This window comes from Polaromonas sp. P4_F4, from assembly GCF_056401355.1.
In genome coordinates this window covers 18,656-42,340 of the sequence record NZ_JBFUJO010000031.1, presented here as the reverse complement: position 1 = coordinate 42,340, position 23,685 = coordinate 18,656, and the positions used below count along the sequence as shown (strand labels likewise).

Below are 23,685 nucleotides of genomic sequence, written 5' to 3'. Positions count from 1 at the left end.
TGGTTTGTTGTTGGTGATGAACGTCGGCGGCCGTCGTCAGACGCCCTGCTTCAGGGAAGCTTCGATAAACGGGTCAAGGTCGCCGTCGAGCACCTTTTGCGTGGCCGAGGTTTCGTAATTGGTGCGCAGGTCCTTGATGCGGCTCTGGTCCAGCACATAGCTGCGGATCTGGTGGCCCCAGCCCACGTCGGTCTTGCTGTCTTCGAGCTTTTGCTGTTCGGCCTGACGCTTGCGCATCTCGTGGTCATACAGGCGCGAGCGCAGGCGCTTCCAGGCCACGTCGCGGTTGCTGTGCTGCGAGCGGCCGTCCTGGCATTGCACCACGATACCGGTCGGGATGTGCGTCAAACGCACGGCCGAGTCGGTCTTGTTGATGTGCTGGCCGCCGGCGCCGCTGGCGCGGAAGGTGTCGGTGCGCACGTCCGAGGGGTTGATGTCGATCTCGATCGAGTCGTCAATCTCGGGGTACACAAACACCGAGGCAAACGAGGTGTGGCGCCCGCCGGAGGAGTCAAACGGTGACTTGCGGACCAGCCGGTGCACGCCGGTTTCGGTTCGCAGCAGGCCAAAAGCGTATTCGCCCTCGATCTTGATGGTGGCGCCCTTGATGCCGGCCGTGTCGCCCGCGGTTTCGTCTTCAATGGTGGTCTTGAAGCCCTTGCGTTCGGCGTACTTGAGGTACTGGCGCAGCAGCATGCTGGCCCAGTCACAGGCTTCGGTGCCGCCGGCGCCGGCCTGAATGTCCAGAAAGCAGGGCAGCGGATCGGCCGGGTTGTTGAACATCCGGCGGAATTCCATCTTTTCGACTTCGGTGGCCACCTTGCCGGCTTCGCCTTCAATGGCCAGCATGCCGGCTTCGTCGCCTTCGCCCTTGGACATCTCGAACAACTCGGTGTTGTCGGCCAGTTCCTGCGTGAGCCGGTCGATGACATGCACCACGTCTTCAAGCGATTTCTTTTCCCGGCCTAGTTCCTGCGCGCGCTTGGGGTTGTCCCAGACCTTGGGGTCTTCGAGCGCGGCGTTGACTTCGTGCAGTTTTCGTTCTTTGGCAGGGTAGTCAAAGATACCCCCGAAGTTCGTTTACCCGGTTGCTCAGGTCTGCGAGCTGGTTGCCGATGATGTTGATGCGTTCTGCGTCCATGAGTGTTCAATCCTGAAGGGTGGGCCGTTTGGCCGTTTTTGGCCATTGGGCGGTCTGGCGAATGATCTGGCGATTTATGCCACTTAACTCGTGATTTTCTCACGAGGATAGCCCCCGCGCTCCAATACGGTTCAGTTAGCACACCGCGTGCAGTGCCGCTCATCTCCTTCCCCCGCTGGGGGAAGGCCGGGATGGGGGCTCACGGCGTGGGCGTCGGGCCGCCGTGTTGACCTGGTCGCCGCTGGCCCCCACCCCAACCCTCCCCCGGAAGGGGAGGGAGTTTCACGGGTTTTTGATTGAACCGCATTGAACCGTATTGGGGCCAGAGGCGATACGGTTCAGTGAGTACACCGCGTGCAGTGCCGCTCATCTCCTTCCCCCGCTGGGGGAAGGCCGGGATGGGGGCTCGCGGTGTGGGCGTCGGGCCACCGCGCTTAGCTGGTCGCTACTGGCCCCCACCCCAGCCCTTCCCCAGCGCGAAGGAGCTTCACGGGTTCTTGACTGAACCGTGTTGAACCGTATGGGGCCAGAGGCAATACGGTTCAGTGAGCACGCCGCGTGCAGTGCCAATCGTCTCCTTCCCCCGCTGGGGGAAGGCCGGGATGGGGGCTCACGGCGAGGGGGGTGGACCGCCGCGCTTAGCTGGTCGCCGCTGGYCCCCACCCCAGCCCTCCCCCAGCGGGGGAGGGAGCTTCACGGGTCCTTGACTGAACCGTGTTGCCCTTAACCCAGGAAATCCTCGATCAGCCTGGCCAGCTGTTCGGGCTGGTCATGGTGCAGCATGTGGCCCGCATCCTGAACCACGGCCACCTGCGCCTGGGGTATCTGCTTGAGCCTTTCGTGGTACTGCGCCAGGGTGTAGGCGCTCTTCCACCAGGTGGCCAAGGAGTCGTCGGACGCCTCAATGGCCAGCGTGGGCGCGCTGATCTGCCGGTATATCTCCAGCGCCTCATCCAGCCGGTACAGGTGCGCGCTGGTGATCTTGTGTGCAGCGTCGCCCAGAATCCGCCATTTGCCGCTGGCGTCGGGGCGGGCCCAATGGCTGGCCAGCCAGCCGGCCTTGTCGGGTGTCAGCCGGGGGTTGGTCCGCATGAGCCGGCGCGCCACGCCGTCCACGTCGTTGTAGGCCTTCAGGTCGAGTTCGCCCCGGTGCAGGCTTTTGAGCTCATCCATCCATTTCGCATAGCGCGCGGGGGCCTGGCTGGGTTTGCTGGCCGGCAGGCCAAACCCTTCGAGGTTGACGAGCTTGCGAATGCGTGCCGGCCGCACGCCGGCGTAGAGCATGGCCACATTGCCGCCCATGCTGTGCCCCACCAGGTCCACCGCCTGGCCGGCCGCATAGTGGTCCAGCAGAAAGTCCAGGTCGGCCAGGTAGTCGGCAAACCAGTAGTTGTCCGTTCGGCCTACCGAGGTGCTTGAGCCAGTCTGGCCGAAGCCGCGCCAGTCGGGCGCAATAATCGTGCGGCCCTGCGCAAACGCGTCTGACAAGGCATCGACCATGAACTGGTAGGAGGCCGCGACGTCCATCCAGCCATGCACCAGCACCAGCGGCGGGCGGGTGGCGGCGGAGGCGGGGCCAGCTGCGGCTGGCCAGACCTGGACGTGGTAGCTGAGCCCGCGTATAGGGACAAACTCGCTGCGGAAAGAACGTTTTTCTTTGTACATTGGGTCCTCATCATAAGGAGGACCGAGTTGAAACGCAGTCAAAACAGGGACAAGCCCGCGGGAGGGCCGCCGGGCCCGGCGGCAGACCACTACGCAGCCATGCACAGCGGCTTTCGCTGGCAGGTCCCTGAGCACTTCAACATCGCCGAAGCCTGCTGTGGCCGCTGGGCCCGGGACGGGAGCGACGGGCGGAATGCTGCAAAAAAAATAGCTATACGCGAGCATAAAACGGGGGCTCGCACCACTTTTTATACCTACCAGGCGCTGCAGCAGGCGGCTGACGCGCTCAGCCATGCGCTGGCGGGCCTGGGCGTGCAGCGCGGTGACCGCGTCGCCATCGTGATGCCGCAGCGCTTTGAAACCGCGGTGGCCTACATGGCGGTGTTCCAGATGGGGGCGGTGGCCATGCCGCTGTCCATGTTGTTTGGACCCGATGCGCTGGAGTTTCGTTTGCAGGACAGCGAGGCCGTGGTAGCCATCTGCGATGAAAGCGCCATCGCCAGCATCCAGTCGGTGAGGCCGCAGTGCCCGGCACTGCGCACCGTGGTTGCAGCCGGCGCCGCAAAAGGCCAGGGCGATATTGACTATGAGACCGCTTTGGCGGCGCAGCAGCAAGCCTTCACGGCCGTCAGGACAAAGGCGGAGGATGCGGCCATCCTGATCTACACCAGCGGCACAACCGGCCCGCCCAAGGGCGCGCTGCTGCCGCACCGCGCGCTGATCGGCAACCTGCCGGGTTTTGTTTGCAGCCAGAACTGGTTCGGATTTGATGGCAAGGCCAACGCGGGGACTGACGCCGTCTTCTGGAGCCCGGCGGACTGGGCCTGGACCGGTGGCTTGATGGATGCCTTGCTCCCCACCCTGTATTTCGGCCGCCCCATCGTCGCGTTCAACGGCCGCTTCAGTCCGGAGCTGGCGTTCACGCTGATGGCAGGGGAGGGTGTGACGCACACCTTTTTGTTTCCGACCGCACTCAAGGCCATGATGAAGGCCTACCCGCGGCCCCGCGAGCATTTCCAACTGAAACTGCAGGCCATGATGAGCGCGGGCGAAGCGGTGGGCGATGCCGTGTTTGCCTACTGCCAGGAGCAACTGGGCGTGACGGTCAACGAAATGTTTGGCCAGACCGAAATCAATTACGTGGTGGGCAACTGCAGCATGAACAGATTTGCTGGAGGACATTTTTCCGACGGGCCGCCCCTAGGAAAAATAGCCCACTCGGGGGGCAGCGAAGTACACGCAGTGACAAGCGTGGGGGCCATTGGCTGGCCAGCGCGCCCCGGCAGCATGGGTAAAGGCTACCCCGGCCACCGCGTGGCGGTGATTGATGATGAAGGGCAGGAGTGCGCTGTCGGCGTGCCGGGCGATGTTGCGGTGAACCGTTATGACATCCATGGCGACCCCGACCCGATTTTCTTCTTGGGCTACTGGAAGAAGGACGCTGCGACACAGGCCAAGTTCACCGGCGACTGGTGCCGCACCGGCGATCTGGCCCGCCGTGACGCCGAGGGCTACCTCTGGTACGAGGGCCGGGCCGACGATGTCTTCAAGGCGGCCGGCTACCGCATCGGCCCCGGCGAAATCGAGAACTGCCTGGTCAAGCATCCGGCGGTGGCCAATGCGGCGGTGGTGCCCAAGCCCGACAGGGAGCGGGGCGCCGTGGTGAAGGCCTATGTGGTGCTTGCTCCTGATTTTGTAGCTGAACGCTATCGTTTTTCAGAGGCTACAGGGCAATTCGATCTGGACATGACGGCAACGCTGCAGGCCCATGTGAAATCCATGCTGGCCCCATACGAGTACCCGAAGGAAATCGAATTCATTGACGCCCTGCCGATGACAACCACCGGCAAGGTGCAACGGCGCGTGCTGCGCCTGCAGGAAGAAGAGCGCTTTAAGGCACAGTCATCAACCTGATCCAGCCATAAAAAAAGCACTCCAAGGAGTGCTTTTTTGTTCCGGCAGGCGCCGCGGATCTGGCTACGCCAGTCCGCAGGCGCCGTCCCCTGCAAGGGGAAAGGGCGCTACACGCAGTGAGCGTCAATAGGGGTGTACCTTATTTCGCTGCGACCTGCTCGGCCACATAGATCTCGACACGGCGGTTTTTGTCGCGGCCTTGCTGCGTGTTGTTGTCGGCAACCGGCTCGCGGGAGCCGCGGCCATCGGTTGCGATGCGGGTGCGGGCCACGCCGCGGCTCACTAGGTAATCGCGGGCTGCATTGGCGCGGTCTACGGACAGCGGGTTGTTGATCGCGTCAGAACCAGTGCTGTCGGTGTGGCCGATGATGGTCACCGTGGTGACCGCGTTCTGGTTCAGGCTGGTCGCAAAATGATTGAGAACAGGCGCGAAGTTGGGCTTGATGGCGGCGCGGCCCACGTCAAACGACACGTCGCTGGGGATGTCCAGCTTCAGGCGGTTGTCTGCGGTCTGGCTGACGGCTACGCCGGTGCCGGCCGTGGCTTTTTCCATCGCAGCTTTTTGTTCCTGCATTTTCTTGGACCAGATATAGCCGCCACCTGCGCCGACGGCGCCGCCGAGCACCGCACCGGTTGCCGCGCCTTTTGAACCACCGGTTGCCGCGCCCAGCACCGCGCCAGCCAAGGCGCCAATGCCCGCGCCCTTGGCCGTGTCCTGCTGGGTTTCGCTCATGTTGGCGCAACCGGAGAGGCCGCCAATGGCGAGTGCCGCGGACGTCAGGGCTGTGATGGCTAGTTTGTTCACGTTCATGTTCATGTTCATGTAAATGCTCCTCATGGATATTGATTGGTTCGGCAGCGCACCAGAGCGCTGGCAGGACGATGGTAGACCTTTGAAAGGTGACGATTTGTAAGACAAGCGCGCGACTTCGGCACGGGCGGATAGGCCTTGAAGCCTTAAACTAGCCGTTTTTCGAGTGCTGTCATCGCAGACCAGGTGATGGCTTCGCGCTCCCGGTAACCGGGGGCCTTCCGCATTCTTCAACTGAAATTCTCATGAATAAAGTTCAACTCGGCGCCAGCGATCTGCAGGTCACCCCCATTTGCATGGGCACCATGACTTTTGGCGAACAGGTAGATGAAGCCACGGCGCACGCCATCCTGGACCGGTCTTTTGAGCGCGGGATTAACTTTCTGGACACGGCGGAGATGTACTCGGTGCCGGCACGGGCGGAGACCTTTGGCGCCACTGAAACCATCATTGGCAACTGGTTCGCCAAAAATCCCGCGGCCCGCAGCAAGCTGGTGCTGGCCACCAAGGTGGCGGGGCCGGCGCGCGGCATGTCCTGGATTCGCGAGGGCAGCCCGGACCTGACCGCGGCGGATATCACCCAGGCCTGCAATCACAGCCTCAAGCGGCTGAAGACCGATGTGATTGACCTCTACCAGATCCACTGGCCGGCCCGCCATGTGCCGGCCTTCGGCATGCTGTATTTCGAGCCGGCCAAGGACAAGGCGGTGTCGTCCATCCATCAGCAGCTGGAAGCGCTCGGCGGTCTCGTCAAGGCGGGCAAGGTGCGCGCCATCGGCCTGTCCAATGAAACCCCTTACGGCGTGCACGAGTTCGTGCGCCTGGCCGAACAGCACGGCCTGCCCCGTGTGGCGACCGTGCAGAACCCTTTCTGCCTGGTCAATCGCACCGTGGAAAACGCCTTGGATGAAACCATGCACCGCCTGGGTGTTTCGCTGCTGGCTTATTCACCGCTGGCCTTCGGCCTGCTGACGGGCAAATACGACGAGTCGGGCACGGAAGGCCCGCAGGCGCCCAAGGAAGCGCGCATCGCCAGGTTCGAGTCGGTGCGCAAGCAGCGCTGGGGCCGCCCGGAGGCGCTTGCAGCCGCGCGGCGCTACAACGCGCTGGCGCGTGCGCATGGCCTGACCCCGACGCAGCTGGCGCTGGCCTTTTGCTACACCAAATGGCAGGTCGCCAGCACCATCATCGGCGTGACCTCGGTCGCGCAACTGGACGAGGACCTGGACGCCTGGGGCATCACGCTGACGCCCGACGTGCTGGCCGAGATAGACAACATCCGTTGGGAAACGCGCGACCCGGCGCTGTGAGCTCCACACATGTTTCAGCGCCTGTGATCCGCGAATTGCAAGTTCGAGCCGTGGAACCGGCTTTGCCGGGCCACAGGCGGGCGGCTACCTCGGGGGGCAGGGAGCTACACGGAGTGAGCGACCGTGGGGGCTAAGAATCACGTCAGCGAAACGCCGGCCACGCACTTCCTGAGTACCAGCAAGGTCGACTTCACCGAGCACCCTTACGAGTACCTGGAGCACGGCGGCGCCCAGCACAGCGCCGAGGTGCTGGGTTTTGATCCCTTCACCGTCGTCAAGACTTTGGTCATGCAGGACCAGGACGGCAAGCCCCTGCTGGTGTTGATGCATGGCAACCGCAAGGTCTCGACCAAAAATCTTGCGCGCCAGATCGGCGCCAAATCGGTCGAGCCCTGCAAACCCGAAGTGGCCAATCGCCACAGCGGCTACCTAGTGGGCGGTACCTCGCCTTTCGGAACGCGAAAGCCCATGCCTGTCTACATCGAGGAAACCATTCTGGCTTTGCCGCGGATCGCCATCAACGGGGGCCGGCGCGGTTACCTGGTGGGCATCGATCCGCAGGTGTGCGTTACGCTGCTGGGTGCAAAATCGGTGCAGTGCGCACTTAACGAATAATCAGACGAATAACCAGACAAATCAAATAACAAGAGGACAAGACATTGGTTTACGCATACTCACTCGGCGCAACGTTTGCGGCCTACCTGCTCGGCTCGCTGTCTTTTGCAGTCATTGTCAGCAAGGTGATGGGCTTGCATGATCCCCGCAGCTACGGCAGCAAAAATCCGGGTGCGACCAACGTGCTGCGTTCCGGCAACAAGGTGGCGGCGGTGGCCACCTTGCTGCTTGATGGCTTGAAGGGCTGGCTGCCCGTGATGCTGGTCCGGTGGCTGGGTCGCGACTACGGCCTGGGCGACGGCACCGTAGCGGCCGTGGGCTTTGCGGCCTTTATCGGCCACCTGTACCCGGTGTTTTTCCACTTCAAGGGCGGCAAGGGCGTGGCCACGGCCGCGGGTGTGCTGCTCGGGATCAGCTGGCTGCTGGGCCTGGCAACCCTTGCGACCTGGCTGATCGTGGCGTATTTTTCGCGCTATTCCTCGCTGGCGTCCCTGGTCGCCGCAGTCTTTGCGCCCCTGTACTACCTCTTTGGTGACCGGACTGCGTGGTACGTGGACAAAGGCATCCTGGTCGCCATGTTCGCCATTAGCGCGTTGCTCGTGTATCGCCACCGCGAGAACATCAGCAAGCTGCTCAAGGGCACCGAGTCCAAGCTGGGCTCCTCGGGCAAGACGGCGCGATAGCACCGCAACTGCGCCGGTGCGTGAATGCCGGTGGGTTGTGTGTGGACAGGTCTAGTACCGCTTGTCCAGCGTCATCTGGCTGTTTTCCCGCTTCATCTGAAAGCGCGTCAGAAAGCTGTTGCCCAGCAGCAGGTAGGGCATGGGCTCGGGTGTTACCACAGCCGCCACGTCGTACACCTCCACGTCGCCGATGCGCACGGAGTTGAGCTGGATGCGAAAGCCCTGCGTGTTGCCGTTGGCGGTGGAGATGCGCACCGGCTGCCCGTTTTTGTAGTTGATGCCCGCGCGGTCGGCGTCTGCGACGCTCATCGCAATACTGGTGGCACCGGTATCGACCATGAATTGCACGGCACGGCCATTGATTTGCCCGGCGGTCATGAAGTGGCCGCCGCCGCTTTCCGTCAGGATGATGCGGGTGCCGCGGCCTGCAGAGGCGCCGCTCCCGCCCGTGCTCACCGGCGCGTCGCCGACCCGCAGGGTGTGGCGTTTGCCGGATTGCTCTATGACGGCCTGGTCGCCTGAGGTGGAAATGACCTTGACCCCCTGGTGGGTCTCACCCGCCGCCACAGACTTTGGCGTGCTGCCATCAACCACCAGCAGGGCCTTGCTGCCCATCATGCCGGCCAGCGCCACCGACTGGGCATAAGCCGCGCCGTGCAGCATCGCAAACGCCGTCAGCAGCCCAGCCACAACGGAAATACGCGGGGAGGGCAAAGTGCGCCGCGCCGGGCCGCCCCAAGCAAGCACAGCCCCCTCGGGGGGCAGCGCATTACGCGAAGCGAAAAGCGTGGGGGCCATGTTCAATCCCTGAAGTTGTCAAAGCTCAGAGGAAGATCTTTCATGTCCGTCCGGATCAAGGCCATGGCGGCTTGCAGGTCGTCGCGCTTGCTGCCCGTGACACGGACTTTCCCTTCCTGGATGGCGGCCTGCACCTTCATCTTGCTGCCTTTGATGAGTTGCTGGATTTTTTTGGCCTGCTCGGTTTCGATGCCGTCGCGTACCTTGGTCACCTGCTTGACCTTGTCACCACCAATTTTTTCGATCTTGCCGACATCCAGAAAGCGTATGTCCACGCCAGCCTTGGTGAGTTTGTTGCGCAACACGTCGTTGATCTGATCGATCTGAAAATCACTGTCGCCAATCAGCGTGATGTCCTTTTCTTTCAGCTCGATCGAGGCGGCGGTGCCTTTGAAGTCAAAGCGGGTTCCGATTTCCTTGCTGGTGTTTTCAACGGCATTCTTGACCTTGACCATATCGGTTTCTAAAACGGTATCAAAGGAGGGCATGATGCGGGTCTTTGCTAGAAGTAAGAGAGAAGGACAGGTGAAAAAGGGGGGCGTAGAGGGCGGGCAGGGATGAGACAATCCCATGATGTTAGTCGAGAAAAACGTTCCGCTCCAGCATTCCAACAGCTTTGGCATTATGGCCAAGGCGCTTTCCCTCGTCCGGGTCAGTGCCGAGTCCGATATTGCCGCCGTGCTGCAGGATGACGCGCTGCGGGCCATGCCCAAGTTTGTGCTGGGCGGCGGCAGCAACATCGTGCTGACCGGTGACGTCAAACCCCTGGTGCTCAAGGTGGAGATCATGGGCAAACGCCTGGTCGGCGAAACCGCCAAGGCCTGGATCGTGGAGGCCGGCGCCGGCGAGAACTGGGACGACCTGGTCACCTGGACCCTGCAAATGGGCTATCCGGGCCTGGAAAACCTCGCATTGATTCCGGGTACCGTCGGTGCGTCGCCTGTGCAGAACATCGGCGCCTATGGGGTGGAGTTGCAGGACCGCTTCGAGTCGCTTGATGCCGTGGACCTGACCACCGGCCAGCGCTTTACCCTCAATGCCGCGCAGTGCGCGTTCGGCTACCGCGACTCCGTGTTCAAACACACCAGCATCGCCACCAGTGCGGGCACGCCCGGTTTCGGCCTGGCGGGCAAGGCGCTGATCACCCATGTGCGGTTTTCCCTGCCCAAGGCCTGGAAGGCCGTGCTGGGGTATGCCGATATCGAGAAAAAGATGCAGCAGTCCGGGGTCACTGCGCCGGATGCGCAGCAAATCCACGACTGGATTTGCGAGGTCCGCAAGGCCAAGCTGCCCGACCCGCGGGTCATTGGCAACGCCGGCAGCTTCTTCAAGAACCCGACCGTCTCGCCCGAGCAGTGCGCCGACATCATCCAGCGCGAGCCCAAAATTGTTCACTATCCGCTGGCCGACGGAACGGTCAAGCTGGCGGCCGGCTGGCTGATCGACGCCTGCGGCTGGAAAGGGAAATCCGTGGGCAATGCCGGTGTCTACGACCGGCAGGCGCTGGTGCTGGTGAACCGTGGCGGTGCGAGCAACCCGGTGACGGGCGGTGAAGTGATGACCCTGGCCAAGGCCATCCAGACCAGCGTGTATGAACGTTTTGGCATCCTGCTGGAGCCTGAGCCCGTCGTCGTCTGACGCTTGCAAAAAATCAGGCCGCCCGGAGGCGGCCTGATTGGATGCAGCTATCTGCCAGTTTCCTGGCACGTGGCCCTGGAACGCCGGCTTACTTGTCGTCCTTGCCGCGCAGGCGCAACAGGTCGGCACCAGTGCCCGATGACAGCAGGCCTGTCTTGGCATAAATGCCCAGCTTGTCGCGCGTGTCGATGATGTCCAGGTTGCGCATGGTCAACTGGCCGATGCGGTCCAGCGGCGTGAACGCGCCTTCGACTTTTTCCATGCTCAGGCGCTCGGGCTTGTAGGTCAGGTTGCCGGAGACGGTGTTGAGGATGGAATAGTCGTTGCCGCGGCGCAGTTCCACAGTCACCTCGCCGGTGATGGCGCTGGCCACCCAGCGCTGGGCCGTCTCGCGCAGCATGATGGCCTGTGGGTCGAACCAGCGGCCCTGGTACAGCAGGCGGCCCAGCTTGCGGCCGTTGTCGCGGTACTGCTCTATCGTGTCTTCGTTGTGGATGCCGGTTACCAGGCGCTCGTAAGCGATGAACAGCAGCGCCAGGCCGGGTGCCTCATAGATGCCGCGGCTCTTGGCCTCGATGATGCGGTTTTCGATCTGGTCGCTCATGCCCAGGCCGTGGCGCCCGCCAATGCGGTTGGCTTCGAGGATCAGCTCAACAGTGCTGGAAAACGTCTTGCCATTGAGCGCGACGGGCTGGCCTTCCTCGAAGCGCACGGTGACTTCCTCGCGCTTGACCTCGACCTCGTCCTTCCAGAAGGCCACGCCCATGATCGGGTTCACGATCTTCATGCCGCTGTCCAGGTGCTCCAGGTCTTTGGCTTCGTGGGTGGCGCCCAGCATGTTGGAGTCGGTGGAGTAAGCCTTTTCGGCCGACATCTTGTAGCCGAAACCAGCCTGCGTCATGAAGGCCGACATTTCGGCGCGCCCGCCCAGCTCATCAATGAAGAGCTGGTCCAGCCAGGGCTTGTAAATCTGGAGGTTGGGGTTGGTCAGCAGGCCGTAGCGGTAAAAACGCTCGATGTCGTTGCCCTTGTAGGTACTGCCGTCGCCCCAGATGTTGACGTCGTCTTCCTTCATGGCGGACACCAGCATGGTGCCGGTCACGGCGCGGCCCAGCGGCGTGGTGTTGAAGTAGGTGACACCTGCGGTCGTGATGTGGAAGGCGCCGCTTTGCAGGGCGGCGATGCCTTCGGCGGCGAGCTGGCTGCGGCAGTCAATCAGGCGGGCCTTTTCGGCGCCGTACTGCAGCGCCTTGCGCGGAATCTCATCGTAGTCCGGCTCGTCGGGCTGGCCCAGGTTGGCGGTGTAGGCGTAGGGAAGGGCGCCCTTGAGTTTCATCCAGTGCAGCGCGGCACTGGTATCGAGGCCGCCGGAAAAGGCGATGCCGACTTTCTGGCCGGCGGGCAGGTTCTGGAGGATGGTGGCCATGAAATAGGTTCCTGAGGGGATGGGCGATTAACCGAAGTGGCAGATGTAGTGGTAAGCCTCGAAGCCTTCCGCCACGCGGATGTCGAACTTTGCATTGCCCGGCACGCTGAATTTTTCGCCCGCTGCGGATTTGATCCAGGTGTCGCTGCCGGCCAGCCTGTACTCGCAGGCACCCGCCACGCATTCCATGATTTCCGGCGCGCCGGTATTGAAGGTCAGGGTGGCGGGAAGAATCACGCCGACGGACTTTTTGGTGCCGTCAGCAAAAGTGATGCCATGGCTCACGCATTTGCCGTCAAAGTAGACATTGGCCTTGGTGGTAACGCTGATGTTGTCGATTTTTTCGGTAATCATGAATGAATGGGGGTAAACAGAAAAACGTCGCGGACAGAGGTTGCTGCGGTAATCCCTGATTTTAGGTTACCCGGGCCTTGCCCTGACCCCGTGCCCTACCTCTGCCGAATCCACCTGTCGCTGAAGCCGACAGGGGCATAAAAAAGGGGCATTGAATGCCCCTTTTTTTGATTCGCTGAAAGCTCAACTCAGCTCAGCTCAACGCCAGTGATGTCCACCATAGCCCCGGCTGTAGCCGAAGTTCAGCGAGAGGCCAATGGGTGCGTAATAGGGCGCGTAGTAAGGCCGGGCGTAGTAGGCGGGGTAAGACTGATAAACCACGGGGGCCGTCACCACGGGCTGCACATAGGTGGTGGGCTGCTGGATGTAAACAGGTTGCTGCGGCGCCGGCTGGATAAAGCCTTGGGGCTGGGCGGGCTGCCCAGGTTGGGGGGCGGGGTTCATGGCCCCGACCGGTGTTACCTGCAGCCGAACGTAGGGACCTGGGTCGTTTGCCATCTGCACGTTGTACTGGGTGCCCTGGTATTCGTACACGACGTTGTAATGGCTGGGACGGTTTTCATAGAAGGTCTGCGTGCTGCACTGCTGCACGTTCTGCACCTGGTTGTTGGGGCCCTCGATGCGGTCGCCAATCATGGCTCCGCCCACCAGCCCGATAACCGTCGCCACGGCGCGGCCGCCGCCATTGCCGATGGCGTTGCCGGCAGCGCCTCCCGCCAAAGCGCCCATCAGGGCGCCCGCGCCCGATTTGGGCGCCTGCATGATGACTGCTTCGTTGCTGCACACCTGGCGGGGCACGGCAACCTGCTGTACCACCGGCGTGCTGGAAATTACCCGCGCCAGAATATCGGTGGCAGAGGCGGGTACGGCGGCCAAGGCTGCTGCAGCCGCAACGGTGGAGATAACTAGTGTTTTTTTCATGATTCAACCCCTTTTTACAGCCGGTGGCTGAAGTTCACCTATTTCTATTTGCCGCCTGGCCCCCGGTGACGAATACCGTCCACCAGACGACCCGCCCATTCGCCCTGTTCGCCAGGAATGAATGGCCATGGCGGCTCAGGTTATTACCCTGATTTTAGTGAGTCAGAGCCGTTTTGGCCGGCGGAGTTCTGCAAATCAACTGTAAAGCTGGCGGTTTTGCCATGGCGGTTGCTTTGTTGCTGTCTTGCCGCCCGTTTTTCAGGAACGCACCCTGGCGGGCCAGGCCGCCGCATCAAATCCTACCGTGATGTCCTGACCCCACTCCACGACCGGGCGCTTGATGATGCTGGGATTGGCCAGCATCAGCGCCTGGGCGGTGGCGGCATCCTGCACGGCCGCCTGCGTCGCCGGGTCCAGTTTGCGCCAGGTCGTACCCTGCCGGTTGAGCAGCTTTTCCCAGCCCGCTGCCTGCGTCCACGAGGCGAGTTTTTCGGGGGGGACGCCCTGTTTTTTAAAATCGTGAAACTGGTGCTCCACACCGTGGCCCATGAGCCAGGCGCGGGCTTTTTTGACGGTGTCGCAATTGGGAATGCCGTAGAGAATGATCATCCGGTCATTTTGGCAGAATTTTAGATAAGAACTGGCCATAACCCGCGTTTTATGGGCGCCAATAGCTATCAAATAAGTAGCTGAATCGGTGGGCCGAGGCGAACCCGGACGCCGCTATTGAAGCCCGCGCTTCGATGCCCGGCCAACACTGGAATAATGCCAGCACGCGCCTGCCATGGCCCGTACTCTTTGCCGGCCTTTCCCCTGCGCTTCATTTTTGATGGAAGATGCCCCATGACCTCTTCGGCCACCGATTCCCCGACCCCCAACCCTGGCCGTTCCAGGCCCTTTCTTTACCCGCCTGTCGAGCCTTTTCGCACCGGTATTCTTGAAACCGGTGACGGCCATTCGATTTACTGGGAGCTGTGCGGCAACCCGGCAGGCAAGCCCGCAGTGTTCCTGCACGGCGGGCCAGGCTCCGGCTGCTCCCCCGACCACCGGCGGTTGTTCGACCCCAAGCGCTACTGTGTGCTGCTGTTCGACCAGCGCGGCTGCGGCCGCTCGCGCCCCAGTGCCTCGCTGGACAACAACACCACCTGGCACCTGGTTGCCGACATCGAGCGGCTGCGCACCCTGCTGGGCGTGGAACGCTGGCTGGTATTTGGCGGCTCCTGGGGCAGCTCGCTGGCGCTGGCCTATGCCCAGGCGCACCCCGCCCAGGTGTCGGCGCTCATCGTGCGCGGCATTTTCACGCTGCGGCGCGCCGAGCTGCTCTGGTACTACCAGGAGGGGGCTTCTTGGCTGTTTCCGGACCTGTGGGAAGAGTTTTTGGCGCCCATTCCGGTGGCCGAGCGCGGCGACCTGATCGCCGCCTACCGCAAGCGGCTGGTGGGCTCCAACCGGGCCGAGCAGATGGCCGCAGCCCGGGCCTGGAGCCTGTGGGAAGGCCAGACCATCACGCTGCTGCCCGATGCGGCCGCCACCGCCAAGCACGCTGTCGATGATTTCGCGCTGGCATTCGCCCGCATCGAAAACCATTACTTTGTGCACGCCGGCTGGCTGGAGGAGGGCCAGCTGATCCGCGACGCGGGCAAGCTCGCCGGCATTCCCGGCGTCATCGTGCAGGGGCGCTACGACATGGCCACGCCCGCCAAAACCGCCTGGGACCTGCACCGCGCCTGGCCGGAGGCGGACTTTCACCTGATCGACGATGCCGGCCATGCCTTCAACGAGCCCGGCATCCTGCAGCAGCTGATGGCCGCGACTGACCGTTTCGCCGCATGAATGAGGCTGTGCCGGAGGTTTTCAGCGGGGGCCGCGGTCCGGCTTTGCCGGCCGCAGGCGCCGCCCCCTGCAAGGGGGGAGGACCCTACACGCAGTGAGGGTCAACAGGGGTGTGCCGTGGCTTGCGCGACAATGCGGGCCTGTATGGAACAACTCAAGACACTGGAAGACTGGCTGGCCCACTGCGAGCGCCTGCACCCCAAAAGTATCGACATGGGGCTGGAGCGGGTGCAGGCCGTGGCCAGGCGCATGGGGCTGGCGTTTGCCTGTCCCGTCATCACGGTGGCGGGCACCAACGGCAAGGGCTCGACCTGCGCCATGCTCGAAGCCATTCTGCTGGAAGCGGGCTACCGCACCGGCGTCTACACCTCGCCGCACCTGGTCCATTTTGAAGAGCGCTGCAGGGTTCGCGGCGACATCGTCAATGCTGCTGAACTGGTCGCAAACTTTGCCCGTGTCGAGACGGCCAGGGTCCAGAACGGCGATGAAATCTCGCTGACCTACTTTGAATTCACCACGCTGGCCATTTTGCAGTTGCTGGCCGATGCGAAGCTGGACGTCGTCATCCTGGAAGTGGGGCTGGGCGGCCGGCTGGACGCTGTCAACATCCTCGACACCGACTGTGCCGTCATCACCAGCATTGACCTGGACCACATGGAGTTTCTGGGGAATGACCGCGAGAGCATAGGCCGGGAGAAAGCCGGCATCATGCGCGCCGGCAAGCCGGTGGTGGTGAGCGACCCGGTGCCGCCGCAAAGCATTCTTGACCACGCGGCGGCATTGGGCGCTGACTTGTGGCGTTTCGGCCAGGATTTCAATTTCTCTGGCGACAAGCAGCAATGGAGCTGGGCGGGCCGGGGCCGCAGGTACGCCGGATTGGCTTACCCGGCGCTGCGCGGCGCCAACCAGCTGGTCAATGCCTCTGGTGTGCTGGCGGCGCTGACGGCCCTGCGCGATCGCCTGCCGGTGACGGCCCAGGCGGTGCGCAATGGCCTGTCCATGGTCGAGCTGCCCGGGCGTTTCCAGATCGTTCCGGGCCAGCCCACGCTGGTGCTGGACGTGGCGCACAACCCGCACTCGGTGGCAGCCCTGGCCGAAAACCTGGATGCGATGGGCTTTTACCCCTGCACCCATGCGGTGTTTGGCGCCATGGCCGACAAGGACCTGGCACCCATGCTGGCGCGGGTCGGCCCGCTGATCGATAAATGGTATTTCACTGATTTGCCGACGGCCCGGGCCGCGAGCGGCGAAGAGCTCGCGGCGAAATGGCGGGCGGTGGAAAGCCGGCCTGACGTGACCGCCACCACGCACAAAGCCCCCGAACTGGCCCTGCAGGCGGCCGTGAGGGCTGCAGGGCCCGCTGATAGAATTGTGGTGTTCGGCTCGTTCTACACGGTGGGCGGTGTTTTGAAGGGCGGGGTGCCGCGCCTCATGGCCCCGCACCTGGCTTCTTGATGCCGGACAAACCTGTCTGACCCGGGGCCTGTGATGCCTGGAAATGCAGACCGACAGCCCACGTTAACCGTCAACGGATTCAAGCCACACCATGCCGTTTTTTAACTTCCGCCGGGGCGGCTCCAATGCTGCTCCCACTGCCGGATCAGCCGCTCAAACGGAAAGCGTGGAGGTGATGCGCAAGCGCGCCAAACACCGCCTGATCGGTTCGGCCGTGCTGGTGCTGATTGGCGTGGTGGGTTTTCCGCTGCTGTTCGATACCCAGCCGCGGCCGATTGCGGTGGATATTCCGATTGAAATTCCCGGCAAGGGCACGGTCAAGCCCCTGGCCGTTCCCGCGCCTTCCGAAAAAGTGGCCGCCACCGCCAGCCTGGCCCCCCAGGAAGAAATCCTGCCGTCCAAACAGGCCGCGGGCCCTGTGACGCCGGCGCCGGCAGCTACTAAAAATGAAGCAAAACCGGAGCCAAAACCTGAGCCCAGGCCGGAAGTCAAGGCCGAAGCAAAGACCGAGGTCAAGGCCGACGTGAAGCCGGAGCCCAAACCTGCGCCCAAGCCAGCCGCCGGGAGCGACGAGGCGGCGCGGGCCAGCGCGCTGCTCAGTGGCTCGCCCGCGCCGGCCGGCAAGGCCGCCGCCGACGAGGCCGCAGGCCGTGTCGTGGTGCAGGTCGGAGCCTTTGCCGATGTGGCCAAGGCACGCGAAGCGCGGCTCAAGCTGGAAAAAGCCGGCCTGAAAACCTACACGCAGGTCGCCGAAACCAAAGACGGCAAGCGTATTCGTGTCCGCGTCGGGCCGTTTGCCAGCAGGGCCGAGGCAGAAACAGCGGCCAGCAAGATCAAGGCCCTTGATTTGCCGGCCGCCATCCTGACCTTGTAAACAGCGGGTCGGGACATTCGTGGCGGCTGTTGACTGGATTTTGCTGGCGGTATTGGTCTTCTCGCTGGTGCTGGGCGCCTGGCGCGGGCTGGTTTATGAGGTTTTGTCGGTACTGGGGTGGGTGGTGGCGTTTTTTGCGGCGCAATGGTTTGCGCCCGAGGTGGCCGCCCGGTTGCCCATCCAGTCCGCCTCGAATCCGGTGCGCTATGCGGCTGCGTTTGTACTGGTATTCATTGCCGCGGTGTTTGCGGCCGGTTTGCTGGCTTTTTTGCTGAAGAAGCTGGTCGAAGCCGTTGGCTTGCGGCCGGTGGACCGCGTGATGGGAGCGGGATTTGGCCTGCTGCGCGGCCTGATCCTGTTGCTGGCCGCCACGGTGGTGATTGACATGACGGGGCTCAAGACCACTGAATGGTGGCGGGAGTCTAGAGGCGCGGCCATGCTGACGGTCACGCTCAAGGGTTTGCAGCCGGTTCTGCCGGAGAAGTTTGCGAAGTATTTGAAAGTATGACCCCTACGCTTTTCACTTCGTGTGAGGTGCGGCCCCCCGAAACGGGCGCATTTTCCCCGGGGCAGTCCAGCGGAAAATTTATGAATGGAAATATAAGCTTATGTGTGGAATAGTCGGCGTCGTCAGCAAAGCCCCGGTCAACCAGCTGATCTATGACGGCCTGCTGCTGCTGCAGCACCGCGGCCAGGATGCGGCAGGCATCGTCACGCAGCTGGGGCGCAAGTTCTACATGCACAAGGCCAAGGGCATGGTGCGCGACGTGTTTCGCACCCGCAACATGCGCGCCTTGCCGGGCAATGTGGGTCTGGGCCAGGTGCGTTATCCGACGGCCGGCAATGCCTACAGCGAAGACGAGGCCCAGCCCTTTTACGTCAATGCGCCGTTCGGGCTGGTGCTCTCGCACAACGGCAACCTGACGAATGCGGCCGAACTCAAGGCCGAGCTGTTCAATACCGACCACCGGCACATCAATACCGAAAGCGACTCCGAGGTGCTGCTCAACGTGCTGGCGCATGAGCTGGAAAAAACTACGCGCGGCCTGCCGCTCAACCCGGTTGATGTGTTCGAGGCGGTGCGCGGCGTGCACAAGCGCGTGAAAGGGTCTTACGCCGTGGTGGCGCTGATTGCCGGTCACGGCCTGCTGGCTTTCCGCGATCCGTTTGGCATTCGCCCGCTGTGCATAGGCCACGGCCAGAACGAAGACGGCGGCACCGTGATGGTGGCCAGCGAGTCGGTGGCGCTGGAAGGCACCTCGCACCAGTTCGAGCGCGACATTGCGCCGGGCGAAGCGGTGTTCGTGGATCTGGAAGGCACCGTGCATGCCGAGCAATGCGCGGCTTCCCCCAAGCTCAATCCCTGTATTTTCGAGTTTGTCTACCTGGCCCGGCCCGACTCGGTGCTGGACGGCATTTCGGTCTACCAGGCGCGACTGAATCTGGGTGAGACGCTGGCCAAGCGCGTGGTCTCCACCGTGCCGCCCAGCGAGATTGACGTCATCATCCCCATTCCCGAATCCAGCCGCCCCAGCGCCACCCAGCTGGCGCATCTGCTGGGCATTCCGTACCGCGAAGGTTTTGTGAAGAACCGCTATGTCGGCCGCACCTTCATCATGCCGGGGCAGGGCGTGCGCAAAAAATCAGTGCGCCAGAAGCTCAATGTCATTGCGAGTGAATTCAAGGACCGCAATGTGCTGCTGGTGGACGACTCCATCGTGCGCGGCACCACCAGCCGCGAGATCGTGCAAATGGCACGTGACGCCGGCGCACGCAAGGTGTATCTGGCCAGCGCCGCGCCGCCCGTGCGTTATCCCAACGTCTACGGCATTGACATGCCCACGGCGACGGAGCTGGTGGCGCATGACCGCACCGTTGAGGAAATCCGCCAGGTGATTGGCTGCGATGCCCTGATTTACCAGGACGTGGAGAGCATGAAGCGCGCCGTGGGCTCGCTCAACCCCAAGCTGGACGGTTTTGATGCGTCGTGCTTTGACGGCGTTTACATCACCGGCGACGTGACCAGCGAGACGATTGAAAAGATGAACGAACAACGCGTGGATACCAGCGAAGAAGGCGATGTGGATGTGTCGCGCCTGGCGCTTCCCAATCCGCAAGAGGCCTGAACGATGAGCAACAAGAAACTGCCTGAGAACCTGCACCTCGATACGCTGGCCGTGCGTGCGGCCGTCGACAAAAGCCAGTATGGCGAAAATTCCGAAGCGCTGTACCTGACCAGCAGCTTTGTGCAGCCCGATGCCGCCACCGCGGCGCGGCGCTTTGCCAATGAGGAAGAGGGCTACATCTATTCGCGCTTCACCAACCCCACGGTGACCAGCATGGAGCAGCGCCTCGCGGCGATGGAGGGAACCGAAGCCTGCATCGGCACGTCCAGCGGCATGGCGGCCATCCTGCTGATGTGCATGGGCCTGCTCAAAAGCGGCGATCACGTGATCTGCTCGCAGTCAGTGTTCGGCTCCACCATCAAGCTGATTGGCAGTGAGTTTGGCAAGTTTGGCGTGGAAAGCACCTTTGTTTCGCAAACCGACGTGGCTGAGTGGAAAGCGGCGATCAGGCCCAACACCAGGCTGCTGTTTGCCGAAACGCCGACCAACCCGCTGACCGAGATCTGCGACATCCGCGCGCTGGCCGACATTGCGCATGCCGCAGGCGCCCTGCTGGCCGTGGACAACTGCTTTTGCTCGCCGGCGCTGCAGCAACCCGTGAAACTGGGCGCCGACCTCATCATCCATTCGGGCACCAAGTACCTCGACGGCCAGGGCCGCGTGATTGCCGGCGCGATTTGCGGGACCAAGCAACTCATTGACGACAAACTGGTTCCCATCATGCGCAGCGCCGGCATGACGCTGTCAGCGTTCAATGCCTGGGTGGTGCTCAAAGGTCTGGAAACACTGTCCATTCGCATGCAGGCGCAAAGCGCCAATGCGCTGGCGCTGGCCACCTGGCTGGAGGCGCAGCCGGGCGTGGCACGCGTGTATTACCCGGGCCTCGAGTCGCACCCGCAGCATGCGCTGGCGATGCGGCAGCAAACCGTCAACGGGCGGGGCTGCGGCGGTGCGGTGCTGTCGTTTGATGTCAAGAGCAGCGATGTCGAAAGCGCCCGCAAAAATGCCTTCCACGTGATCGACAGCACGCAGGTCTGCAGCATCACGGCCAACCTGGGCGACACCAAGACCACGATCACCCATCCGGCCACCACCTCGCACGGCCGGCTCAGCGAAGCGCAGCGGCAGGCTGCTGGCATAGGCCAGGGCCTGATCCGCGTGGCCGTGGGTCTGGAACACATTGATGATTTGAAAGCCGATCTCCAGCGAGGCCTGGACGGTCTGGACCGTTTGAAATGACACAGAAAACAAGAACGCGTTTTGCGCCATCGCCCACGGGCTTTATCCATCTGGGCAACATCCGCTCGGCGCTGTACCCCTGGGCGTTTGCCCGCGCCACCGGTGGCGACTTCATCCTCCGCATTGAAGACACCGATGTGGAACGTTCCAGCCAGGAGGCTGTCGACGTGATCATTGAAGGCATGCGCTGGCTGGGCCTCGATCATGACGAAGGCCCGTTCTACCAAATGCAGCGCATGGACCGCTACAAGGCCGTGCTGGCCGAGATGCAGGCGGCCGGCCAGGTCTACCCCTGCTACATGAGCGTGGCCGAGCTCGACGCGCTGCGCGAAAAGCAGATGGCTGCCAAGGAAAAGCCGCGCTATGACGGCACCTGGCGGCCCGAGCCGGGCAAGACGCTGCCGCCTATTCCGGCAGGCGTGCAGCCCGTGCTGCGTTTTAAAAACCCGCAGGGCGGCTCGGTGGTCTGGGACGACAAGGTCAAGGGCCGCATCGAGATCAGCAATGACGAGCTCGATGACCTCGTCATTGCGCGGCCGGATGGCACGCCCACCTACAACTTCTGTGTGGTGGTGGACGACATCGACATGGCCATCACCCATGTGATCCGTGGCGACGACCATGTGAACAACACGCCGCGCCAGATCAATATCTTTCGCGCGCTCGGCAAGGACGTGCCGGTCTATGCGCATTTGCCCACGGTTCTGAATGAACAGGGCGAAAAGATGAGCAAGCGCAACGGCGCCAAGCCGGTGACGCAGTACGCGGCCGAAGGCTATCTGCCCGACGCGATGGTGAACTACCTGGCGCGCCTCGGCTGGAGCCACGGTGACGACGAGATTTTCAGCCGCGAGCAATTCCTGCAATGGTTCAACCTCGATCACCTCGGCAAGAGCGCCGCACAGTTCGATGAAGCGAAACTGCGCTGGGTCAATGCACAGCACCTCAAGGCTACGGCAGACGACAAGCTGGCCGAACTTGTGCAGCCTTTCCTGGCTGCGCGCGGCGTGAGCCTGGACACCGCACGCCTGGTTCGCGGCTGCGGCCTTTTCAAGGACCGCTGCAGCACGCTGGTGGAGCTGGCCGGCTGGCTGCAAGTGCTGGTGACGGGTGGGCAGCCGAGCGCGCAGGATATCAGCACACATGTGACCGAAGCCATTCGTCCGGCTCTCGCCAAACTGGCCGAAGCGCTGGCAGGCTGCGAATGGAACAAGGCGGCCATTGCGGCGGCTATCAAGCAGGTGCTCACCGAGACCGGCATGAAGATGCCGCAACTGGCCATGCCGGTGCGCGTGCTGGTCATGGGCACCCCGCAAACGCCCTCGCTGGATGCGATTTTGGAGCTCATGAAACGTGAAGATGTGATCTCGCGTTTGAAGATTTGAAAAACCTCGAATTTTCGGGCTATAATTCAAGGCTCGACAACTGCTGAGAAATCTGCAGAGTTTGGGGGTATAGCTCAGCTGGGAGAGCGCTTGCATGGCATGCAAGAGGTCAGCGGTTCGATCCCGCTTACCTCCACCAAAAATTGTTGAGAGAGATTTAGCAGAGTTTTTTTTGTCAGGCCTTTGTGTAAAAGCAAAAGCCTGTCCGGAAAGTTCCAAGGCTTTGACCCCATCGTCTAGAGGCCTAGGACATCACCCTTTCACGGTGAGTACCGGGGTTCGAATCCCCGTGGGGTCGCCAGCATTCATCACCCTGTGTGATGTACAAGGCGCAAGTCAGTAACAGCCAGCCCGCAAGGGCAGGCGACTTGGCTCGAAAGAGCGAACGTTACTGCTACCAGGAGTGGTAGTTCAGTTGGTTAGAATACCGGCCTGTCACGCCGGGGGTCGCGGGTTCGAGTCCCGTCCACTCCGCCAAATTTCTCATTTAAATCAATGAGTTACGATAAAAGCCCTACTGAGTCAGTAGGGCTTTTTTGTTTGTATTTCGGTAATGGGTGTCCCCATCTGTCCGGCATTGTCTCTATTTCAACTCTGCTGCTGTCCCGCAAAAGTCCCCATGGATGGCTGTGCCGTTCAACTTCCAGGGTATCGCGCGTTCACCGCTTTAAGAGCTTCTCTTAACTTTGCGCCCAGCGGCGTAATGGCCGGCATGCCGCCATCCCACCCGCCATTGTTTTGCGTCAACCCTGTTAACTGAAGGTGTACGAAGTAATCCGGATCCTTCAAAAAAACAGGTTGATCTTCCGCGGAAATGAAAGCCAGCAAATCTTCTGGAAACGCCAGGCTTATAGCGTTCGCCAGTCGCCTCAATTCTGATGAGCTAATAACTTTTAATCCGCATGCGATGGTTAATTTTCCAAGCAGTTCGCATTTATCGAAATCAGTGAACTGATCTAGCATCATCATTAGGGTGGTACCTGTCTTACGCCGTTCCTCCGCGCTGTCCCCCAACTGCTCCAAGAACTGGGCGACCTCTTCTGGAGGATGTGTTCCTAATCCCCGTAAGAACGCTTGCTGCTTGCGCTCACCGAGCGAGAGACGAACTTCTTTGTAAGCCTTCACTGCGCCGATAGAGGGGCCTAGAAATGGAACCCAATCAAGTCCCTTGTCCATAATTAGATCTAGTGCTGGTGCGATCCCTTCTGCTGAAACCACACCTGTTCCCGGTTTTTTGCTGTCGTTTGTATGCACAAGATCTCCAATTCAGTTGGTGGGTCTGAGGCTCCGAAGCAGTCTAAATCAGTGAGTCAACAAGACGTTGGCAAAATCAATCCAGAAGAAAAATCTGGATTTTCAAACGGAGCCTTCCGATGGCCCAAGGGATACCCTCGTGGATTACAAATTACCCTGGTGGCTACCTTGTCGTTGTAGGTGACCTGGTAGTCATAGGAATCACGAGTATGGCCGTGAATCCATAGAGGAGCCTGTGCAAGC

At 62.0% G+C, this 23,685-nt stretch carries 22 protein-coding genes and 3 tRNA genes; 15 read left to right on the top strand and 10 right to left on the bottom strand.

What is annotated here, in order from left to right; genetic code table 11:
• Positions 1 to 36 precede the first annotated feature (36 nt).
• Together prfB and AC1DUR_RS23135 are read right to left on the bottom strand one after the other, a co-directional pair.
• Positions 37 to 1,141, bottom strand: a protein-coding gene (gene prfB, locus AC1DUR_RS23140) for a peptide chain release factor 2 (protein ID WP_477717857.1) whose coding sequence is annotated in 2 segments (ribosomal slippage) — positions 37 to 1,059 and positions 1,061 to 1,141 — 1,104 coding nt in all. Because the reading frame shifts where the segments join, the coding sequence is not laid out codon by codon here.
• 723 nt (positions 1,142 to 1,864) lie between these two features.
• Positions 1,865 to 2,806 carry an alpha/beta fold hydrolase gene (locus AC1DUR_RS23135; protein WP_477717856.1) on the bottom strand — a complete coding sequence of 314 codons (942 nt, stop codon included), beginning with the start codon at positions 2,804 to 2,806 and terminating at the stop codon, positions 1,865 to 1,867.
• 99 nt (positions 2,807 to 2,905) lie between these two features.
• Between AC1DUR_RS23135 and AC1DUR_RS23130 the strand changes: the two genes are divergently transcribed.
• Positions 2,906 to 4,720 carry an acetate--CoA ligase gene (locus AC1DUR_RS23130; protein WP_477718004.1) on the top strand — a complete coding sequence of 605 codons (1,815 nt, stop codon included), beginning with the start codon at positions 2,906 to 2,908 and terminating at the stop codon, positions 4,718 to 4,720.
• A gap of 139 nt (positions 4,721 to 4,859) precedes the next feature.
• Here the strand turns inward: AC1DUR_RS23130 and AC1DUR_RS23125 are convergent, their stop codons facing one another.
• The gene (locus AC1DUR_RS23125; protein WP_477718003.1) at positions 4,860 to 5,537 is read right to left on the bottom strand and encodes a YiaD family glycine zipper/OmpA-like lipoprotein; all 678 of its coding nucleotides are present in this window, start codon (positions 5,535 to 5,537) and stop codon (positions 4,860 to 4,862) included.
• A 239-nt stretch (positions 5,538 to 5,776) separates the two neighbouring features.
• Here AC1DUR_RS23125 and AC1DUR_RS23120 point away from each other — a divergent pair, with 239 nt between their 5' ends.
• The 3 genes from AC1DUR_RS23120 to plsY all read left to right on the top strand — a co-directional run bounded on the left by AC1DUR_RS23120 (position 5,777) and on the right by plsY (position 8,139).
• Complete coding sequence (locus tag AC1DUR_RS23120) at positions 5,777 to 6,841, top strand: aldo/keto reductase (RefSeq protein WP_477717855.1); 1,065 nt, start codon at positions 5,777 to 5,779, stop codon at positions 6,839 to 6,841.
• 123 nt (positions 6,842 to 6,964) lie between these two features.
• Positions 6,965 to 7,456: an aminoacyl-tRNA deacylase gene (locus AC1DUR_RS23115; protein ID WP_477717854.1), complete on the top strand. Its 492-nt coding sequence runs from the start codon at positions 6,965 to 6,967 to the stop codon at positions 7,454 to 7,456.
• 44 nt (positions 7,457 to 7,500) lie between these two features.
• Entirely contained in the window at positions 7,501 to 8,139 is a 639-nt protein-coding gene (plsY, locus tag AC1DUR_RS23110) for a glycerol-3-phosphate 1-O-acyltransferase PlsY (protein ID WP_477717853.1), read from the top strand.
• A gap of 51 nt (positions 8,140 to 8,190) precedes the next feature.
• On the opposite strand, the gene AC1DUR_RS23105 is transcribed toward plsY, so the two are convergent.
• Together AC1DUR_RS23105 and AC1DUR_RS23100 are read right to left on the bottom strand one after the other, a co-directional pair.
• Entirely contained in the window at positions 8,191 to 8,802 is a 612-nt protein-coding gene (locus AC1DUR_RS23105) for a retropepsin-like aspartic protease family protein (protein WP_477718002.1), read from the bottom strand.
• Between the two features lie 137 nt (positions 8,803 to 8,939).
• Positions 8,940 to 9,425 carry a YajQ family cyclic di-GMP-binding protein gene (locus AC1DUR_RS23100; RefSeq protein ID WP_477717852.1) on the bottom strand — a complete coding sequence of 162 codons (486 nt, stop codon included), beginning with the start codon at positions 9,423 to 9,425 and terminating at the stop codon, positions 8,940 to 8,942.
• A gap of 85 nt (positions 9,426 to 9,510) precedes the next feature.
• Between AC1DUR_RS23100 and murB the strand changes: the two genes are divergently transcribed.
• Positions 9,511 to 10,575 (top strand): UDP-N-acetylmuramate dehydrogenase, encoded by a 1,065-nt coding sequence (gene murB, locus AC1DUR_RS23095; protein ID WP_477718001.1) that lies wholly within the window; start codon positions 9,511 to 9,513, stop codon positions 10,573 to 10,575.
• An 88-nt stretch (positions 10,576 to 10,663) separates the two neighbouring features.
• Here the strand turns inward: murB and argG are convergent, their stop codons facing one another.
• The 4 genes from argG to AC1DUR_RS23075 form a co-directional block, all read right to left on the bottom strand.
• The gene (gene argG, locus AC1DUR_RS23090; RefSeq protein WP_477717851.1) at positions 10,664 to 12,001 is read right to left on the bottom strand and encodes an argininosuccinate synthase; all 1,338 of its coding nucleotides are present in this window, start codon (positions 11,999 to 12,001) and stop codon (positions 10,664 to 10,666) included.
• Positions 12,002 to 12,028: 27 nt separating this feature from the next.
• Entirely contained in the window at positions 12,029 to 12,355 is a 327-nt protein-coding gene (gene ppnP / locus AC1DUR_RS23085; protein ID WP_477717850.1) for a pyrimidine/purine nucleoside phosphorylase, read from the bottom strand.
• A gap of 198 nt (positions 12,356 to 12,553) precedes the next feature.
• Positions 12,554 to 13,276, bottom strand: a complete 723-nt coding sequence (locus AC1DUR_RS23080) for a glycine zipper 2TM domain-containing protein (RefSeq protein ID WP_477717849.1) — start codon at positions 13,274 to 13,276, stop codon at positions 12,554 to 12,556.
• Positions 13,277 to 13,534: 258 nt separating this feature from the next.
• Positions 13,535 to 13,885 carry an ArsC family reductase gene (locus AC1DUR_RS23075; RefSeq protein ID WP_477717848.1) on the bottom strand — a complete coding sequence of 117 codons (351 nt, stop codon included), beginning with the start codon at positions 13,883 to 13,885 and terminating at the stop codon, positions 13,535 to 13,537.
• A gap of 234 nt (positions 13,886 to 14,119) precedes the next feature.
• Between AC1DUR_RS23075 and pip the strand changes: the two genes are divergently transcribed.
• From pip to AC1DUR_RS23025, 10 genes are all read left to right on the top strand, one after another.
• Positions 14,120 to 15,109 (top strand): prolyl aminopeptidase, encoded by a 990-nt coding sequence (gene pip / locus AC1DUR_RS23070; protein ID WP_477717847.1) that lies wholly within the window; start codon positions 14,120 to 14,122, stop codon positions 15,107 to 15,109.
• A gap of 144 nt (positions 15,110 to 15,253) precedes the next feature.
• Positions 15,254 to 16,564 (top strand): bifunctional tetrahydrofolate synthase/dihydrofolate synthase, encoded by a 1,311-nt coding sequence (gene folC / locus AC1DUR_RS23065; RefSeq protein ID WP_477717846.1) that lies wholly within the window; start codon positions 15,254 to 15,256, stop codon positions 16,562 to 16,564.
• A 91-nt stretch (positions 16,565 to 16,655) separates the two neighbouring features.
• Positions 16,656 to 17,438: an SPOR domain-containing protein gene (locus AC1DUR_RS23060; RefSeq protein ID WP_477717845.1), complete on the top strand. Its 783-nt coding sequence runs from the start codon at positions 16,656 to 16,658 to the stop codon at positions 17,436 to 17,438.
• A gap of 19 nt (positions 17,439 to 17,457) precedes the next feature.
• A complete protein-coding gene (locus AC1DUR_RS23055) occupies positions 17,458 to 17,946 on the top strand; it encodes a CvpA family protein (RefSeq protein ID WP_477717844.1) in 489 nt (162 codons plus the stop codon).
• A gap of 100 nt (positions 17,947 to 18,046) precedes the next feature.
• A complete protein-coding gene (gene purF / locus AC1DUR_RS23050; protein ID WP_477717843.1) occupies positions 18,047 to 19,564 on the top strand; it encodes an amidophosphoribosyltransferase in 1,518 nt (505 codons plus the stop codon).
• A gap of 3 nt (positions 19,565 to 19,567) precedes the next feature.
• Positions 19,568 to 20,803: an O-succinylhomoserine sulfhydrylase gene (locus tag AC1DUR_RS23045; protein ID WP_477717842.1), complete on the top strand. Its 1,236-nt coding sequence runs from the start codon at positions 19,568 to 19,570 to the stop codon at positions 20,801 to 20,803.
• Positions 20,800 to 22,188 (top strand): glutamate--tRNA ligase, encoded by a 1,389-nt coding sequence (gltX, locus tag AC1DUR_RS23040; protein ID WP_477717841.1) that lies wholly within the window; start codon positions 20,800 to 20,802, stop codon positions 22,186 to 22,188. The genes AC1DUR_RS23045 and gltX overlap by 4 nt, the downstream gene beginning before the upstream one ends.
• Before the next feature lie 63 nt (positions 22,189 to 22,251).
• Positions 22,252 to 22,327, top strand: a tRNA-Ala gene (locus AC1DUR_RS23035).
• An 86-nt stretch (positions 22,328 to 22,413) separates the two neighbouring features.
• Positions 22,414 to 22,489 (top strand) — tRNA-Glu (locus AC1DUR_RS23030).
• Between the two features lie 99 nt (positions 22,490 to 22,588).
• Positions 22,589 to 22,665 (top strand) — tRNA-Asp (locus AC1DUR_RS23025).
• 159 nt (positions 22,666 to 22,824) lie between these two features.
• Here AC1DUR_RS23025 and AC1DUR_RS23020 read toward each other — a convergent pair.
• Positions 22,825 to 23,442, bottom strand: a complete 618-nt coding sequence (locus tag AC1DUR_RS23020; protein WP_477717840.1) for a hypothetical protein — start codon at positions 23,440 to 23,442, stop codon at positions 22,825 to 22,827.
• Positions 23,443 to 23,685: the final 243 nt, after the last annotated feature.

Coding starts and splice junctions, on each gene's coding strand:
- AC1DUR_RS23135 (WP_477717856.1), bottom strand. CDS start 2,806: ATGTACAAAGAAAAACGTTCTTTCCGCAGCGAGTTTGTCCCTATACGC.
- AC1DUR_RS23130 (WP_477718004.1), top strand. CDS start 2,906: ATGCACAGCGGCTTTCGCTGGCAGGTCCCTGAGCACTTCAACATCGCC.
- AC1DUR_RS23125 (WP_477718003.1), bottom strand. CDS start 5,537: ATGAACATGAACGTGAACAAACTAGCCATCACAGCCCTGACGTCCGCG.
- AC1DUR_RS23120 (WP_477717855.1), top strand. CDS start 5,777: ATGAATAAAGTTCAACTCGGCGCCAGCGATCTGCAGGTCACCCCCATT.
- AC1DUR_RS23105 (WP_477718002.1), bottom strand. CDS start 8,802: ATGCTGCACGGCGCGGCTTATGCCCAGTCGGTGGCGCTGGCCGGCATG.
- AC1DUR_RS23100 (WP_477717852.1), bottom strand. CDS start 9,425: ATGCCCTCCTTTGATACCGTTTTAGAAACCGATATGGTCAAGGTCAAG.
- murB (WP_477718001.1), top strand. CDS start 9,511: ATGTTAGTCGAGAAAAACGTTCCGCTCCAGCATTCCAACAGCTTTGGC.
- argG (WP_477717851.1), bottom strand. CDS start 12,001: ATGGCCACCATCCTCCAGAACCTGCCCGCCGGCCAGAAAGTCGGCATC.
- ppnP (WP_477717850.1), bottom strand. CDS start 12,355: ATGATTACCGAAAAAATCGACAACATCAGCGTTACCACCAAGGCCAAT.
- AC1DUR_RS23080 (WP_477717849.1), bottom strand. CDS start 13,276: ATGAAAAAAACACTAGTTATCTCCACCGTTGCGGCTGCAGCAGCCTTG.
- AC1DUR_RS23075 (WP_477717848.1), bottom strand. CDS start 13,885: ATGATCATTCTCTACGGCATTCCCAATTGCGACACCGTCAAAAAAGCC.
- pip (WP_477717847.1), top strand. CDS start 14,120: ATGACCTCTTCGGCCACCGATTCCCCGACCCCCAACCCTGGCCGTTCC.
- folC (WP_477717846.1), top strand. CDS start 15,254: ATGGAACAACTCAAGACACTGGAAGACTGGCTGGCCCACTGCGAGCGC.
- AC1DUR_RS23060 (WP_477717845.1), top strand. CDS start 16,656: ATGCCGTTTTTTAACTTCCGCCGGGGCGGCTCCAATGCTGCTCCCACT.
- purF (WP_477717843.1), top strand. CDS start 18,047: ATGTGTGGAATAGTCGGCGTCGTCAGCAAAGCCCCGGTCAACCAGCTG.
- AC1DUR_RS23045 (WP_477717842.1), top strand. CDS start 19,568: ATGAGCAACAAGAAACTGCCTGAGAACCTGCACCTCGATACGCTGGCC.
- gltX (WP_477717841.1), top strand. CDS start 20,800: ATGACACAGAAAACAAGAACGCGTTTTGCGCCATCGCCCACGGGCTTT.